Source organism: Ruegeria sp. S263, from assembly GCF_056780525.1.
The window spans coordinates 796,909-811,920 of the sequence record NZ_CM165558.1 but is presented as its reverse complement, the minus strand read 5'-3'; the positions used below and the strand labels follow the sequence as shown (position 1 = coordinate 811,920).

At 57.9% G+C, this 15,012-nt stretch carries 14 protein-coding genes; 7 read left to right on the top strand and 7 right to left on the bottom strand.

Annotated elements, in window-relative coordinates:
• The first annotated feature begins 129 nt into the window (after window positions 1-129).
• Window positions 130-1,797 (top strand): energy-dependent translational throttle protein EttA, encoded by a 1,668-nt coding sequence (gene ettA, locus ACT2B1_RS04030; protein WP_481668602.1) that lies wholly within the window; start codon window positions 130-132, stop codon window positions 1,795-1,797.
• A gap of 61 nt (window positions 1,798-1,858) precedes the next feature.
• On the opposite strand, the gene ACT2B1_RS04025 is transcribed toward ettA, so the two are convergent.
• Window positions 1,859-2,497, bottom strand: a complete 639-nt coding sequence (locus ACT2B1_RS04025) for a hypothetical protein (RefSeq protein ID WP_481668601.1) — start codon at window positions 2,495-2,497, stop codon at window positions 1,859-1,861.
• 373 nt (window positions 2,498-2,870) lie between these two features.
• Here ACT2B1_RS04025 and ACT2B1_RS04020 point away from each other — a divergent pair, with 373 nt between their 5' ends.
• On the top strand, window positions 2,871-3,077 hold the full coding sequence (locus ACT2B1_RS04020; RefSeq protein WP_170378838.1) for a cold-shock protein: 207 nt from the start codon (window positions 2,871-2,873) through the stop codon (window positions 3,075-3,077).
• A 192-nt stretch (window positions 3,078-3,269) separates the two neighbouring features.
• Entirely contained in the window at window positions 3,270-3,830 is a 561-nt protein-coding gene (locus tag ACT2B1_RS04015) for a L,D-transpeptidase (protein ID WP_171239842.1), read from the top strand.
• On the opposite strand, the gene ACT2B1_RS04010 is transcribed toward ACT2B1_RS04015, so the two are convergent.
• Window positions 3,831-4,451 (bottom strand): arylesterase, encoded by a 621-nt coding sequence (locus ACT2B1_RS04010; RefSeq protein ID WP_171239961.1) that lies wholly within the window; start codon window positions 4,449-4,451, stop codon window positions 3,831-3,833.
• A gap of 65 nt (window positions 4,452-4,516) precedes the next feature.
• Here ACT2B1_RS04010 and ACT2B1_RS04005 point away from each other — a divergent pair, with 65 nt between their 5' ends.
• Together ACT2B1_RS04005 and ACT2B1_RS04000 are read left to right on the top strand one after the other, a co-directional pair.
• Window positions 4,517-5,212, top strand: a complete 696-nt coding sequence (locus ACT2B1_RS04005; RefSeq protein ID WP_481668600.1) for an ABC transporter ATP-binding protein — start codon at window positions 4,517-4,519, stop codon at window positions 5,210-5,212.
• Window positions 5,209-7,737, top strand: a complete 2,529-nt coding sequence (locus tag ACT2B1_RS04000) for an ABC transporter permease (RefSeq protein WP_481668599.1) — start codon at window positions 5,209-5,211, stop codon at window positions 7,735-7,737. Before ACT2B1_RS04005 ends, ACT2B1_RS04000 begins: the two co-directional genes overlap by 4 nt.
• A gap of 2 nt (window positions 7,738-7,739) precedes the next feature.
• Here ACT2B1_RS04000 and ACT2B1_RS03995 read toward each other — a convergent pair whose 3' ends face one another.
• Window positions 7,740-8,186, bottom strand: coding sequence for an RrF2 family transcriptional regulator (locus tag ACT2B1_RS03995; RefSeq protein ID WP_171122449.1), 447 nt, complete (start codon window positions 8,184-8,186; stop codon window positions 7,740-7,742).
• Window positions 8,187-8,281: 95 nt separating this feature from the next.
• Here ACT2B1_RS03995 and ACT2B1_RS03990 point away from each other — a divergent pair, with 95 nt between their 5' ends.
• A complete protein-coding gene (locus tag ACT2B1_RS03990; protein ID WP_171122451.1) occupies window positions 8,282-8,851 on the top strand; it encodes a gamma-glutamylcyclotransferase family protein in 570 nt (189 codons plus the stop codon).
• 78 nt (window positions 8,852-8,929) lie between these two features.
• Here ACT2B1_RS03990 and gltX read toward each other — a convergent pair whose 3' ends face one another.
• Window positions 8,930-10,255, bottom strand: a complete 1,326-nt coding sequence (gene gltX / locus ACT2B1_RS03985; RefSeq protein WP_481668598.1) for a glutamate--tRNA ligase — start codon at window positions 10,253-10,255, stop codon at window positions 8,930-8,932.
• A gap of 138 nt (window positions 10,256-10,393) precedes the next feature.
• Here gltX and ACT2B1_RS03980 point away from each other — a divergent pair, with 138 nt between their 5' ends.
• Window positions 10,394-11,326: an MBL fold metallo-hydrolase gene (locus ACT2B1_RS03980; RefSeq protein ID WP_171211810.1), complete on the top strand. Its 933-nt coding sequence runs from the start codon at window positions 10,394-10,396 to the stop codon at window positions 11,324-11,326.
• Window positions 11,327-11,329: 3 nt separating this feature from the next.
• On the opposite strand, the gene ACT2B1_RS03975 is transcribed toward ACT2B1_RS03980, so the two are convergent.
• The 3 genes from ACT2B1_RS03975 to ACT2B1_RS03965 form a co-directional block, all read right to left on the bottom strand.
• Entirely contained in the window at window positions 11,330-12,658 is a 1,329-nt protein-coding gene (locus ACT2B1_RS03975; protein ID WP_481668597.1) for an NAD(P)/FAD-dependent oxidoreductase, read from the bottom strand.
• Between the two features lie 141 nt (window positions 12,659-12,799).
• Window positions 12,800-13,078 (bottom strand): hypothetical protein, encoded by a 279-nt coding sequence (locus tag ACT2B1_RS03970; RefSeq protein WP_171122459.1) that lies wholly within the window; start codon window positions 13,076-13,078, stop codon window positions 12,800-12,802.
• 269 nt (window positions 13,079-13,347) lie between these two features.
• Entirely contained in the window at window positions 13,348-15,006 is a 1,659-nt protein-coding gene (locus ACT2B1_RS03965; RefSeq protein ID WP_481668596.1) for an NAD+ synthase, read from the bottom strand.
• Window positions 15,007-15,012 lie beyond the last annotated feature (6 nt).

Genomic DNA, 15,012 nt, shown 5'->3' with positions numbered 1-15,012 from the left:
CTCGGTCGCTCCTGTTCATTTACCCCGCGACATTTCCAAATGAAATTCACAAAGTCACCAGCTTGCCCCGCCCGCCTTGCTTGGATATCTAGCGGTCTAACCTGATTTCCCCGACCCAGAGGACGCGACATGGCTGCCTATCAATATGTCTACCACATGCAGGGTGTCTCCAAGACCTATCCCGGTGGCAAGAAGTGCTTTGAAAACATCCACCTCAGTTTTCTGCCCGGCGTAAAAATCGGTGTCGTCGGCGTCAACGGCGCGGGTAAATCGACGCTGATGAAAATCATGGCCGGCCTCGATACGGACTTTACTGGCGAGGCTTGGGCCGCCGAGGGTGCAAAGGTCGGTTACCTGCCGCAGGAGCCACAGCTCGATGAATTGCTGTCCGTGCGTGAAAACGTCATGCTGGGTGTAGCCGCGAAAAAGGCCAAGGTTGACCGGTTTAACGAGATCGCCATGGAGATCGCCGAGAATTACTCGGACGAGCTGATGGAGGAAATGACCACCCTGCAGGACGCGATCGACGCGGAAAACCTCTGGGACCTCGACAGCCAGATCGACGTCTCGATGGAGGCGCTGCGCTGCCCGCCGGACGATGCCAATATTGCCAACCTCTCGGGCGGTGAGAAGCGCCGCGTGGCGCTCTGCAAACTGCTGCTGGAAGCACCCGACATGCTGCTGCTGGACGAACCGACCAACCACCTGGACGCCGAGACCATCGCCTGGCTGCAACAGCACCTGATCGACTACAAGGGCACCATCCTGATCGTCACCCACGACCGCTATTTCCTGGATGACATCACCGGCTGGATCCTCGAACTCGACCGCGGCCGCGGCATTCCCTACGAAGGCAACTACTCTGCATGGCTGGAACAAAAAGCCAAACGGCTGGAGCAGGAAGCCCGCGAGGACAAGTCCAAGCAGAAGACGCTCCAACGGGAACTGGAATGGATGCGTCAGGGCCAAAAGGCCCGTCAAGCCAAGTCCAAGGCCCGGATCAACGCCTATAACGAGCTCGCCGAGCAGTCCGAACGCGAAAAGCTGACCCGCGCCCAGATCGTCATCCCCAACGGCCAGCGCCTTGGCGGCAAGGTGATTGAGGTCGAAGGTCTGTCGAAACACATGGGCGACAAGCAACTGATCGAAGGGCTGGACTTCGCCCTGCCTCCCGGCGGCATTGTCGGCGTCATCGGCCCCAACGGTGCCGGTAAATCGACCCTTTTCAAGATGCTGACCGGTCAGGAACAGCCCGACAGCGGCACCATCACGCTGGGCGACACGGTCGAGCTGTCCTATGTCGACCAATCCCGCGACGACCTTGCCGACAACGATACGGTGTGGGAGGCGATCACCGGCGGGGCCGAGATCATCCAACTGGGCGACGCGCAGGTCAATTCCCGCGCCTATTGCTCGTCCTTCAACTTCAAGGGCGGCGACCAGCAAAAAAAGGTTTCTCTTCTATCCGGCGGTGAGCGCAACCGCGTCCACATGGCCCGCCTGCTGAAAGAGGGCGGCAACGTCCTGCTGCTCGACGAACCGACCAACGATCTGGACGTCGAAACCCTGCGCGCACTGGAAGATGCCTTGGTCGATTTCGCCGGTTGCGCCGTGGTCATCAGCCACGACCGCTTTTTCCTCGACCGGATTTGCACGCATATTCTGGCGTTTGAAGGCGACGCGCATGTTGAGTGGTTCGAGGGCAACTTCGAGGACTACGAAGAGGACAAAAAGCGCCGTCTGGGACCGGACGCGCTGGAACCCAAGCGGTTGAAGCATAAGAAGTTTGCTAGATAATCGGGCGCTCCATTAAAACCCAACCACAAATAAGGGTCGACCAATCTTGGTCGACCCTTTTTTAGTCAAATGAGAATGTAGTTATGATTTTCGCGGGTTGAGTGGATTTATCAAAGCGATCTGCGGGCAGTAACTTACGGTCGATTAATCCGGGTAAAGCCTTGTCAATTTGGCCAAGATGTTTTGGCTTTATACGATTTTTCTTACAGGCGCCTTTTTCATTCCAGAGGCGGTAGGAAATGCCACTGGAAATCGCCGCAGCGATGACTCTTGGTGCTATAGGATTGGCGGTGACCGTTCCTTTGTCCTCCAGGCCTTTTATTGCTTCAACCGCAATCCGCACACTTTCTTTGAATGTCACGCTCTCCATCTTTTGCTCTTCTGCGGTCGCGTCATTGTCATTCAAGCATTTACGAGCGACAAAAAGCCAATCATGGAGCATATAAGCCGGCGCGTAACCCCACGGTGAAAACCCTTTCAGCGCTTGGGCGGCTTTGGGAATTGATCCGCCATCGGTGTACATGATTTGCGGCCGAATCTCGGGAACCGTAGCACGGGGATCATGGCGCTCCATACGCAAAGGGTCTTTGTTCGGCACGAAAACGAAGGTACCGTCGCCTGATCCTCTTTGGGTTTCATCGACCCCCAGAAGAGTTAGGGAACCTTTAATTTCACCTGCCGCGATGTCATCGTAGTTCACATGCGTGCAAGCTGACGTAACAAATAGAATTGTCGACAAATACCTAAACAACCTGCTCTCCAATCACGTTTTGATTTCCACCTAGCAAACAGTGAGGCCGCTAATTTTTGTCAGGAAAAATACTGTGGAATGTTAATACCAGAGCTCCAACCATCATTAAGCTTTTTCTGAACAAACCAAACTCGACGAGTTTTTCGACGTACTCAGAAATCATACACCCTTGCCACACGCCCACCCCAATGCCATATCCAAAGGGCTTACGTTTTTCTATTTCGACCTACTGTCTCCTTCTACGGCGCTCAGTCACTCGATCCAGACCGACGACGCCAGGCTGCCGCATCCACGTGGGCAGCACTAAACAGGAGACACGGATATGCCTGCAGGCACCGTTAAATGGTTCAACACCACCAAAGGCTACGGCTTTATCGCACCCGAAGATGGCGGCAAAGACATCTTTGTGCACATCTCGGCCGTCGAACGCTCGGGCCTCACCGGTCTGGCCGACAACCAAAAAGTCACGTACGAACTGCGCTCGGGTCGTGACGGCCGCGAAAGCGCTGACAATATCGAACTGGCGTAAGCCGTTCCAAGGGCAGGGATAATCCCCTGCCCTTTTTCTTTTTCGACTTGTTTTTTCGACCGGCGGCACCACGACGATACTGTGTCCGCAGGAATACATCACTTTTCGGTTACTCTGTCCCGGTGATTGACCGGATCGGATATCATTCAACATTATCGTTATGATTTCCGTGTTAATTTGAAGAGAACCACCATGTTCACACGTCGCACATTCGTTACCACAGCCGCAGCCACCTGCTTGATCCCCGGAATGGCCACGGCAAAGCAAAAAGCCGTCGAATACGATCCCACGCCGCAATATGTGCGGATCAAGAAAGAATTTCTGCCGGGCCAGTTGTTGGTGGTTCCGCGCTCTTTCTACCTCTACTACGTCACCGAACCGCGCAAGGCCATTCGCTATGGCTGCGGTGTCGGCAAGGCCGGGCTGGAATTCACCGGAACCGCTACGATCGACGTCAAGAAAGAATGGCCCACCTGGCGGCCGACCGAAGAGATGATTGAACGGGAACCAAGGACATATGCCCGCTTCAAGGACAACGACTATGTCCAACCGGGTGGGGGCGACAATCCATTGGGTGCCCGCGCTCTTTATCTGTTCCAGAACGGAGTCGACACCTATTTCCGAATTCACGGAACGACGCAGCCGCAGACGATCGGAACAGCGGCCTCGAACGGGTGCATCAGAATGCTGAACGCGCACGTCATCGACCTGTACGAGCGTGTTCCGGTCGGAACCGTTGTGACGGTGGTCTGATCAGTCGTTGATCTGGTTCACCAGGTCCAGAACACTTGGGCCGATCGCCTCGACAATCAGAGAAACACCCTTGGCGTTCGGGTGGATGCCGTCGGGCTGGAGGTAAGCGCGGATGGCATTCGGATCGCCCTCTGCCACCAATCCCGCGAAAAAATCCGGAGCGTATCCGGTCTGAAACTGTGCGGCCAGATCGGGGTAAATTGCGTCAAATTCTGACTTATATGCCGCGCCGTAATTTCCCGGCGCTTGCATGCCGACCAGCAGGACCTCGACCATTGCGGCGTCCGTGGCCTGCAAGATCGCTTCGAGGTTAGAGCGTGACACGGCCGGGTCGATCCCCCGCAACAGGTCATTCCCACCCAATGCGACGATCATTCCGTCCACCTCGGGCGTCAGGGTCCAACCGACACGCGACGCCCCACCCGCGGTGGTATCGCCGGACACTCCGGCGTTAATCAGCCGCACGTCGGCCCCTTTGTCCCGAAGCCAGCTTGAAAGCTGCGGAACAAATCCCTCCTGTTCGGGTAACCCATAGCCTTGGGTCAACGAGTCGCCCAAAGCCGCGATCACAACGGTTTCGGCTGTGACCGCAAAGCCGCAGCACGCAAACGCGCCCGACATCAAAGCCTTGCGCAAAATCCCAACCGCTCCATATCCCAATTGACCGCCTCCGATTGGATTGACCTATGACATCACCAGTACTCTCGCTTCAAAATGCTGCTTTGTCGCTGGATGGCAATGCCGGTCGGGTGGATATTCTGCACGACATCAATTTATCGGTAAACAAGGGGGAAACGCTGGGTCTGGTTGGCCCGTCCGGGTCGGGCAAGTCGTCATTGCTGATGCTGATGGGCGGGTTGGAGCAGGCAACAGGCGGCAGGATTACCGTGCTGGATCACGATCTGACCGACATGGACGAAGACGCACTGGCCCGTTTCAGGCGCAGCGCGATGGGTGTTGTTTTCCAGAACTTCCACCTCATCCCCTCGATGACGGCCTTAGAGAACGTCGCCACGCCGTTGGAACTGGCCGGACATCGCGATGCCTTCTCGCGGGCAGAAACGGAACTAGAGGCCGTCGGGCTGGCGCATCGTCGGGATCACTACCCCGCGCAACTATCGGGCGGTGAGCAACAGCGCGTCGCCCTTGCACGCGCCGTCGCGCCGCGCCCTCAGATATTGCTGGCCGACGAACCCACCGGAAATCTGGATGAAGCAAACGGTACTGCGATTGTTGACTTGCTGCTCGACCTACGGGATCGACATGGCGCCACCCTCATACTGGTCACACACAGCCACAGCTTGGCCCATAAATGTGACCGGGTGATCCGGTTGCGCGGCGGGCGCATAACCGAAGACACGCAGCAAGAGGCCGCAGAATGAGCCTGCGCCTTGCCGCGCGTTTGGCGCGTCGCGAACTGCGCGGTGGGCTGCGGGGGTTTCAAGTATTCCTCGCTTGTCTGGCGTTAGGGGTCGCGGCAATCGCCGCAGTCGGATCCGTTCGCCACGCCATCCAGACTGGACTGTCCAAAGAAGGCGCGTCCCTTTTGGGTGGCGATGCCCAGTTGGAGTTCACCTACCGCTTTGCCAATGACGACGAACGCGCCTGGATGCAGAATACGGCAGAAGCTCTGTCCGAAGTCGTAGATTTCCGCTCAATGGCCGTTGTCCAGTTGAACGGCAAAACGCAACGCGCCCTGACACAGGTGAAATCTATTGATGACGCCTATCCGCTTTTGGGGTCGCCCGTGTTGGAACCCGAGATGCCGCTCTCTGTCGCGATGGATGGGCAAGGGGCGCTGCCCGGTGCCGTCATGGATCGAATTCTGATCGACAGGTTAGGTTTGTCGACAGGCGACCAGGTTACGCTTGGAACTCAGGACTTTGTATTGATGGCAGCCCTGCTGCATGAGCCGGACGGGGCCGCAGATGGGTTTGGGTTGGGGCCGCGAACGATGGTCCGCACAAAGGATCTTCAGTCGTCTGGACTGCTGGCACCGGGAACGCTGTTTTCAACAAAATACCGGTTGGAGCTGCCGCAAGACGCTGATCTCGGAACGCTATCGGCAAGTGCACAGACGTTCTTTGACGGAACTGGCATGCGCTGGACCGACGCACGAAACGGAGCACCGGGAATTTCCGAATTCGTCGCCCGACTAAGCGCCTTTCTGGTTTTGGTCGGGTTGTCCGGTCTGGCAGTCGGCGGCATCGGTGTTTCCGCCGCAGTGCGCGCTTATCTCGCCCAGAAAACCGAAACAATCGCAACCCTACGGACATTGGGCGCAGATAAAGCAACCATCTTTCAAACCTATATGATCCAGATCGGTATCCTGTCCGGCATTGGCATCGTGATGGGCCTGATATTGGGCGGAGTTGCGCCTCTGGTCTTGGCGCCTTTGATCGAAGCCCGCCTGCCTGTACCCGCTGTTTTTTCACTCTACCCGCAGCCCTTGGCAGAGGCCGCGCTCTACGGGCTTTTGACTGCCTTTTTATTCACACTTTGGCCACTGGCCCGAACAGAAGAAGTCCGCGCCGCAACCTTGTTTCGCGATGCCCTGACCTCGGCAAGGGTTCTGCCCCGCCCAGTGTATGTGATTGCGACTGGCATTGGTCTGGTGCTGCTGATTTCAGCCGCAGCGTGGTTCAGCGGGTCCGCGCGCCTGACGCTGTGGACCAGCGGAGGGTTGATTGCCGCGCTACTTCTTTTGTCGCTTTCTGCACTGGGTATCCGTAGGCTTTCACGCCTCGCGGCGAAACCGGCCCGTGGTCGCCCCGCCCTACGCTGGGCGCTGGCCGCGATTTCCAACCCCCGCGAAGGCGCAGCTTCGGTCGTGTTGTCCTTGGGATTGGGTCTTTCTGTATTGGCGGCAGTCGGACAAATCGACGGGACATTGCGCAATGCAATCTCAGGAAACCTGCCGGACGTGGCACCATCCTACTTTTTCGTCGACATTCAGAAAGACCAGATGCCCGGCTTTTCTGACCGATTGTCAAAAGATTCAGCCGTCACCCGCGTAGAGAGCGCACCGATGCTGCGGGGCATCATCACCCAGATCAACGGACGCCCGGCGCGGGACACAGCTGGTGATCATTGGGTTCTGGATGGCGATCGCGGCGTGACGTATTCGGCGCTGCCCCCAAAAAACACACGGATTACCGCAGGCCAATGGTGGCCAGAAGATTACTCGGGCGGCCCCCAAGTCAGCTTTGCAGCCGAAGAAGCTGAGGAAATGGGCCTAAAGCTCGGTGATGAACTGACGGTCAACATTCTGGGGCGTGATATTACGGCCAAATTAACCTCACTGCGTGAAGTAGATTTCTCGACCGCAGGAATAGGTTTCATCATGTCCATGAACCCGTCAGCCCTTGCCGGTGCACCGCATAGTTTCATCGCCACCGTCTATGCCGAAGAACAGGCCGAAGCCGCCATTCTGCGCGATCTGGCCGGGCAGTTTCCAAATATCACCGCGATCCGCGTGCGCGATGCGATCGACCGAGTGTCGGGCCTCTTGGCAGGTCTGGCGGCGGCAACGTCTTACGGGGCAGGTGTTTCGCTACTGACAGGCTTTTTGGTGTTGATCGGCGCAGCCGCCGCAGGCGAACCCGCCCGCAGGTATGAGGCCGCAATCCTTAAGACACTGGGCGCCGACAGACGCCGCATTTTGCTGAGCTTTGCCCTGCGCGCAGTACTTCTGGGGGCTGCGGCAGGCTCCGTCGCATTGCTGGCCGGTGTTCTGGGGGGATGGGCCGTGGCGACATTCATCTTTGACGCGGATTTTACCGTTATTTGGCCTTCGGCCATCGGCATCGTACTGGCCGGTATCTTCGTGACCCTGGGCGCGGGCCTTGTCTTTGCCCTGCGCCCCCTTGCGGTGCGCCCGGCCCGCATACTGCGAGCCAGCGATTAAACTTACCTTGCACAGGCCACCGGTTGCAGAATTTTCAACAACTGGTCGTTGTCACACACCAGCGCGTCCAAAGTGATCTCATCCAGCGAGGCATAGAATACTTCGGCCGCATCCTGCAGCGCCAGTCGCAACCGGCAGGCATCTGTCAACGGACAGGTATTATCGGCATCCGCAAAACACTCTGCCAGCGGCAGGTTGCCCTCCACATGGCGGAAAACCGACCCGATACGGATCTGATCGGCCGGACGCGCAAGCGCCAGACCACCGTTCCGCCCGCGTTGCGTGCTGAGATAATTCAGTTGACTAAGTTGATTGATCACCTGCGCCAGATGGTTTTCCGAGATATTGCAGGCTTCGGCGATCTCGGACTTGGTCACCAACCTGTCTTGATGCGCCGCACAATACATCAACAGGCGCACTGCTATGTTCGTCCTTTTGGTGATGCGCATGATGGCCTCCCAAATTTCAAGATGGGATCTTATTGCATGTCTGGCAAAAAGGCGGTTTGACATACATCAATTGCCCCAGCAGAACACAGGAAAACATGGCAGATCCCTATTTCTTTGGCTACGGCAGCCTCGTGAACCTCGCCACCCACGACTTTCCCGATCCCCGCCCCGCCCGGCTAAAGGGGTGGCGACGCGCATGGAAGCATACGGACCTGCGACCAGTCGCTTTTCTGACTGCGGTTCCGGACGCAGACTCTGAAATCGATGGCATGATCGCCCATGTTCCCAAAAACGATTGGGCCGCACTGGATGAACGGGAATGGGCCTACGACCGCGTACCCGCGACGCATTCCATCTCGCATCCCCTGACCCACGATGTTGAGATCGCCGTATATGCCGTTCCGCATGAACGGCACGGCGAGCCGACGGACCAACACCCGCTATTGCTCAGCTATATTGACGTCGTCGTTCAGGGGTATCTGCGCGCCTTTGGCGAAGAAGGGGCCGAACGTTTCTTTACCACCACTGACGGGTGGGACGCGCCGATCCTGAACGATCGGGTCGAACCACGTTACCCGCGCCACCAACAGCTCAAACCCGACGAAACGCGCTTTGTCGACGACCGCCTACAGCATCTCTCTGCAACCATCGTTAACGCCCAATAAAAAAGCCGAGGTCAAACCCCGGCCCTTCTTCTGTTCAAAAATACTTCCGTCGGAGACACGCGCCACAAGGCGCGTTCATCACCCCCGCGCGCGGATCACTTGCAGCAATGGCAACAAGGCGGCCATCTCGGGACCCCGTTCCATACCCGTCAGCGCCTTGCGCAAGGGCATGAACAGACCTTTGCCTTTGCGGCCTGTGGCCTCCTTCACGGCGCTCGTCCATTGGCCCCAGGTTTCCCCATCGAACGGACCTTCGGGCAGCAGCACAACAGCCTCGGCGATGAACTCACGGTCTTCGTCAGCGATCAATGGCTCGGCCCCATCGCGGCACAGCTCCCACCAGCCTTTCAGGTCGGCCAGCGTGGTGATGTTCTCGCGTGCCATGGCCCAGAAGGGTTCAGCCAGTTCCGTCGGAACACCAGCGTCCGCCACGGCGTCGGCAACATCCGCCAGCGGCAAAGACTGTAGGTGCTTTGCAGTCAGAGGGAACAGGTCCTGCACGTCGAACTTGGTCGGGGCCGCACCGAAACGGCCAATATCAAACCCGTCAATCAGTTCGGCCATGTCCGAGCGCAATTCGACCGGATCGGACGAGCCCAGACGCGCCATCAGGCTCAACAGAGCCATCGGCTGCACACCCTGTTCGCGCAGATCGCGCAGCGCCAGCGTGCCCAGACGTTTCGACAGCGCCTCACCCTGAGGGCCGGTCAACAGCGAATGGTGCGCAAAGCGCGGGCATGTGCCGCCCAGCGCCTCAATGATCTGAATCTGCGTCGCGGTGTTGGTCACGTGATCCGAGCCACGCACCACGTCCGTCACACCCATCTCAGTGTCATCAACAACCGACGCAATTGTGTAAAGAACCTGCCCGTCGCCGCGGATCAGCACTGGGTCAGAAACCGATGCCGCATCAATCGAGATGTCGCCCAGAATGCCGTCATTCCACTCGATCCGCTGGTGATCAAGCTTGAAGCGCCAGACGCCGTTGCCACGCTCGGCGCGCAGGGCCTCTTTTTCAGCATCGCTAAGGTTCAACGCCGCGCGGTCATAGACCGGAGGCTTGCCCATATTCAGTTGTTTCTTGCGCTTCAGATCCAGCTCGGTCGGGGTCTCGAACGCCTCATAGAACCGGCCCATCTCACGCAGCTTGTCGGCGGCCTCGGCATAGCGGTCCAGCCTGTCAGACTGACGCTCAACCCGGTCCCAATGCAGGCCCAGCCACTCCAGATCCTGTTTGATCGCGTCGACATATTCTTCCTTCGAACGCTCGGGGTCGGTGTCGTCGATGCGCAAGATGAACGTGCCGCCAGCCTTGCGGGCGATCAGATAGTTCATCAGTGCGGTGCGCAGGTTGCCCACATGGATGTAACCGGTGGGCGACGGGGCGAAACGGGTGGTTGTCATAGGTGTCTCCTGTTGGCGCGGCTCTTGTCACAGGATGGGCGTTTTGTCCAGCCACGGCCCCGTTCACGGTAACTTCAAGTGGCAAGTTGATATCGACGACCTATCTTTCACCTGCTGGGATACACAGGGAGATCAAAAATGACCGTTAAACTTACCCGCCGGGCCGCTCTGGGCGCTGCGGCTGCTTTGCCGTTTGCATCAGCGGCAACCCCGCTTCTGGCTGCGGGAACTGAAACCAAGGCCAACTCGACCATCGCCAAATCCTTTCAACTAGGTGATTTTACCGTCACAACCCTGCTGGATGGCAGTCTGCCCCGCGATGGCGCCAAGGAAATCTTTGGCGGAGGCGCCTCGGATGAGGATTTCGCCAAGGTCTCGGCCGATAATTTCATCTCACCCGACGTAGCACAGTTCTTCTTCACCCCGACGCTTGTCAATACAGGGTCCGAGCTGGTTCTGTTCGACACAGGGCTGGGCCAAGGCGGCATTCAGGCCGCGCTGGCGGATGCGGGGGTGTCTACAGATCAGATCGACGTCGTTGTGATCACCCATATGCACCCCGACCATATCGGCGGCATGACCACAAACGATGCGCCCACCTTTGCAAATGCGCGCTTCGTGACCGCATCGCCGGAATATGATTTCTGGGCCGCGCAAGACGCCGGGAACCGCGTTGGCGATCTGGTGGCCGCCAAAGTCACCCCGCAGGCCGAGAAAATGTCGTTCCTCGAGGACGGCGGCGAGGTCACCTCGGGCATTACCGCCGTGGCTGCATATGGACATACACCGGGCCACACGGTCTATCATCTGGAAAGCAACGGCCAGCGTCTGGTGCTGACCGCTGATCTGGCCAACCATTATGTCTGGTCTTTCGCGCATCCGGAATGGGAGGTCCGTTTTGACATGGACAAAGCCGCAGCGACGCAGTCACGGCGCAACGTGCTGGGAATGCTGGCCGCAGACAAAGTACCGATGATCGGGTATCACATGCCCTTCCCGTCAGCAGGGTTTGTCGAAACCCGCGGCGACGGATTCCGCTTTGTCCCGGTCAGCTATCAGATGATGGGCTAACCCCTAATATCCAGGATCCGGCCGCACCTTCGAGCCGTCTGTAAACCGAGACAGACGAAACGCGGCCGGGTCCACGCATGGGGCGGCTCCGGTCACAAGATCGGCCATAAACCGCCCTGCCCCGGGCCCGATACCGAACCCGTGGCCCGAAAATCCCGTGGCGATGAACATTCCGGGCATCTCGTCGACGCTCGACATGACCGGAATTGCATCTGGGGTCACATCAATCATGCCCGCCCAGCTTTGAACAATCTCTGCCTGCTTCAATTCAGGTACGCTTTTGCTGGCCCGTGACCAAACCTGTCTCAGAACTTTGCGTGACGGTTCCGGGTCCAGAACGCGGCAATGTTCAAACGGCGTGACATCCGTGGGCAGCCACCTCCGGCCCTGTTGTGCCTCAGCCGCCCATCGTTTGGAAAAGCGGAACCGCAGCGACCGCCACTCTTGCCTGTAGGCCGGCAGAAATCGCCGCGCCAACCTAAAACTGTCAGGAACGATATCGACCGTGTTTTCGTGCCCCGAGGCAATGGAATAGCCCCCGTCCGCGCGTTTTCTTATGGCAAAGTCATCAGACCATAATGCCGTTTCAGGTCCGTCAGCGGGCGAAGTGCGCAGCACCGTGTTCAACACCTTGAGTTGCGGCAAGTCGATCCCCGCATTTCCAGCAAAAAGACGCGACCAGGCACCGCCGGCCAGCACGACCTGTGTGCAGGCCACACGCCCCCTTTCGGTGAAGACACCTGCGACGCGACCGCCTTGCACATCCACGCTGCGTACCGCGCAGTTGGTCATCACCGAGGCACCTCGGTCGCGCGCAGCTTCGGCCATGGCAGGCGCGGCCCATTGCGGCTCGGCACGGCCGTCCTGCGGCATATGCAAGGCCCACTCCAACTCTGTGGAACACCCCGGCAAAAGCTCTTTCAGGTCTGCCCCGGACACCATTCTTGCACCTGTCTGCAGCCCGTCTACATGGGTCAGCCAGCGCTCTAGGTTGTTGCGGTCGCGGGGGCCCGATGCACCAAACAAAATTCCCGAGCGGACAAAACCAGTTCTTCGACCGGTCCTACGGTCCAGGTCATCCCACAGACGCTGAGATTCGATCATCAGCGGAATTTCCCGGGGATCCCGCAGCCCTAATCGAACCCACCCCCAATTACGAGAGCTCTGTTCGCCAGCGATATGACCCTTTTCGCAAAGCAACACCGACAAGCCGCGTTCTGACAGCTCCAAAGCGGTAGCACAGCCGATGATCCCGCCCCCGATGACAACGACGTCCACGGCTTTGGGTAAGCTCAGATCAGGTTCGACAGGAATAGGTTTCGGGACGGGCATTTACCGCTCATTATTCATTGCTCCGACAGCAATGAATGCCCTTCAATCGTGCCGAAGCAATACGACCGAAGTCGAGTTTGACACTATTTTGATGATATGTGGCCGCTGCGCACGCTTCGCTTCTAGTCGCGACCGAAACGTTCAGGCAGCGCCGACCAATTCAGCCCATTTCTGGCGCAGGGCAGACGTGAAACCGATGACCGTTTCCGAGGGATCGTCAACCTTTTCGTCTTCGGCGTCCAACTCTGCGGTTTCAGTGGGCCGCGCGAATTCGGGTTGGACCGCCCGAAAAGAGGTCTCCTCGCTCAGGAGGTCGGCTATGACAGTGTCAATCTTCGCCTCGTCCAGCGTTTGCCCTTCGGATTCCATCGACTTCCACGGCAAAGGCGAGTGGAGAGGTTTATCGTATTCCTCACGCATAATCGTACCAGACCATTACAACCAAAACCCATATCAGTGTTCCGCATTTGGCCAGATAGCTGTCAAAGGCTCGTGGCCCAGTGCAATGCGTCACACCCGCCCCACATGAGGCGATAATTCAACAAAACTATGGCGAAAAGATGTCAGATCATCAAGCAGCCACCCCTGCTCCCAAGGGAAGCGGCCACAAACCCATGGGATTTGGAAACAGTTCGATGAATGGGGGTAGTTTGTATCCGAAAATAGACGTTTTGCGGCCCGCGATACCTTTAGGATCGGTCGCGCCAGCGGTTCACAATTGGGTATCTGCGATCCAACCAAAAGGCACGGCTGGTCAAACGTGTCCCCGGCGCGGACTGAAAGCGTTTGTATTCGCTGACATAGATCAGATGCTCGACCCGGCGCGCCACGTCGCCATCGAAACCAGCCGCGACGCAATCCGCAATAGACCCCTCCTGATCCACCAGAATATCCAAAATCGCGTCCAAAACAGGATAATCCGGCAAACTATCGCTATCTTTCTGATCCTCGCGCAGTTCCGCACTTGGGGGTTTGTCAATCACGGAAGGCCGGATCACCTCGCCCGATGGACCGGACATCCAGTCACGGTGATTGGCGTTGCGCCAGCGGCACGTCTCGAACACACGCGTTTTGTACAGGTCCTTGATGGGGTTATAGCCCCCATTCATGTCGCCGTAGATCGTGGCATACCCAACGGCAACTTCGGACTTGTTGCCAGTGGTCAGCAGCATCTCGCCAAATTTGTTCGAGATCGCCATCAACAGCAACCCGCGCAACCGGGATTGGATGTTCTCTTCCGTCAGGTCCGCATCTCGACCAGCAAATAGCGGCGTCAGCGTTTCTGTCACCGCAGCCCGGCTGTCCGAGATAGGGACAAAGTCATAGTGAACACCCAGCGCCTTGGCGACGGCCTCGGCATCATCCAATGACTCCTGGCTGGTATATTCCGACGGCAACATCACACAGCGGACATTCTCGGCTCCAATCGCGTCCACGGCGATTGCCGCAACAAGGGCCGAGTCGACGCCCCCCGACAATCCCAACAGCGCTTTCGGGAAGCCTGTTTTTCTCATATAGTCACGCAACGATTGAACCATCGCGCGATAGTCCTGCTCCCATTCATCCGGCTGCGGCGCAACGTCAGCGGGCGCGATCCGCCACCCCTCATCACCACGCTCAAGATCAACATGGCGCAGGGCTTCGTCAAAGACCGGCATTCTGAAGGCAAGTGTGCCGTCAGGGTTCAGGCCAAATGTGCCACCGTCAAAAACCTGATCATCCTGTCCACCGACCATATTGAGATAGATCAGCGGCAAGCCCGTTTCGACAACTCGCGCAACCATATGATTCAGGCGCACATCGTACTTGTTGCGAAAATATGGGGAACCATTCGGAACAAGCAGAAATTCGGCACCTGTTTCCTCGAGCGTTTCGGCAACATCCGGGTGCCAACTGTCTTCACAGATAGGGCTGCCTATTCGCGTATTGTCGACAGAATAAGGGCCGCCTAGCGGGCCTGAGTCATACAACCGGACTTCGTCAAATACTGTCTCGTTGGGCAGGTGGTGCTTCAGCACCTTGCTGCCAATCTTGCCATTCTTGAGGATCAGGTAGGCGTTATGAAGGTTTTCATCCTCGACCCAAGGCCCACCGATGGCCATTGCCGGTCCGTCAGCGCATTTGGCAGCCAGTTCTTCGATTGCAGCCATGGCAGCCCGATGAAACGCAGGCTTCATCACCAGATCCTGCGTATTGTAACCGGTAATGAACATCTCAGGCAGCGCAACCATGTCGGCCCCGGCCTCGCGCGCGTCTTCCCATGCGGCGATAGCCTTGGCGGCGTTGCCGTTAATATCCCCCACAATAGGGTTGAGTTGCGCCAGAGTGATGCGGAATCGGTCGGCCATGCTGCC

Excerpts from the sequence above, each read along its gene's own strand:
- ettA (WP_481668602.1), top strand. The coding sequence starts at position 130 with ATGGCTGCCTATCAATATGTCTACCACATGCAGGGTGTCTCCAAGACC.
- ACT2B1_RS04020 (WP_170378838.1), top strand. The coding sequence starts at position 2,871 with ATGCCTGCAGGCACCGTTAAATGGTTCAACACCACCAAAGGCTACGGC.
- ACT2B1_RS04015 (WP_171239842.1), top strand. The coding sequence starts at position 3,270 with ATGTTCACACGTCGCACATTCGTTACCACAGCCGCAGCCACCTGCTTG.
- ACT2B1_RS04010 (WP_171239961.1), bottom strand. The coding sequence starts at position 4,451 with ATGTCGGGCGCGTTTGCGTGCTGCGGCTTTGCGGTCACAGCCGAAACC.
- ACT2B1_RS04005 (WP_481668600.1), top strand. The coding sequence starts at position 4,517 with ATGACATCACCAGTACTCTCGCTTCAAAATGCTGCTTTGTCGCTGGAT.
- ACT2B1_RS04000 (WP_481668599.1), top strand. The coding sequence starts at position 5,209 with ATGAGCCTGCGCCTTGCCGCGCGTTTGGCGCGTCGCGAACTGCGCGGT.
- ACT2B1_RS03995 (WP_171122449.1), bottom strand. The coding sequence starts at position 8,186 with ATGCGCATCACCAAAAGGACGAACATAGCAGTGCGCCTGTTGATGTAT.
- ACT2B1_RS03990 (WP_171122451.1), top strand. The coding sequence starts at position 8,282 with ATGGCAGATCCCTATTTCTTTGGCTACGGCAGCCTCGTGAACCTCGCC.
- gltX (WP_481668598.1), bottom strand. The coding sequence starts at position 10,255 with ATGACAACCACCCGTTTCGCCCCGTCGCCCACCGGTTACATCCATGTG.
- ACT2B1_RS03980 (WP_171211810.1), top strand. The coding sequence starts at position 10,394 with ATGACCGTTAAACTTACCCGCCGGGCCGCTCTGGGCGCTGCGGCTGCT.
- ACT2B1_RS03975 (WP_481668597.1), bottom strand. The coding sequence starts at position 12,658 with ATGCCCGTCCCGAAACCTATTCCTGTCGAACCTGATCTGAGCTTACCC.
- ACT2B1_RS03970 (WP_171122459.1), bottom strand. The coding sequence starts at position 13,078 with ATGCGTGAGGAATACGATAAACCTCTCCACTCGCCTTTGCCGTGGAAG.
- ACT2B1_RS03965 (WP_481668596.1), bottom strand. The coding sequence starts at position 15,006 with ATGGCCGACCGATTCCGCATCACTCTGGCGCAACTCAACCCTATTGTG.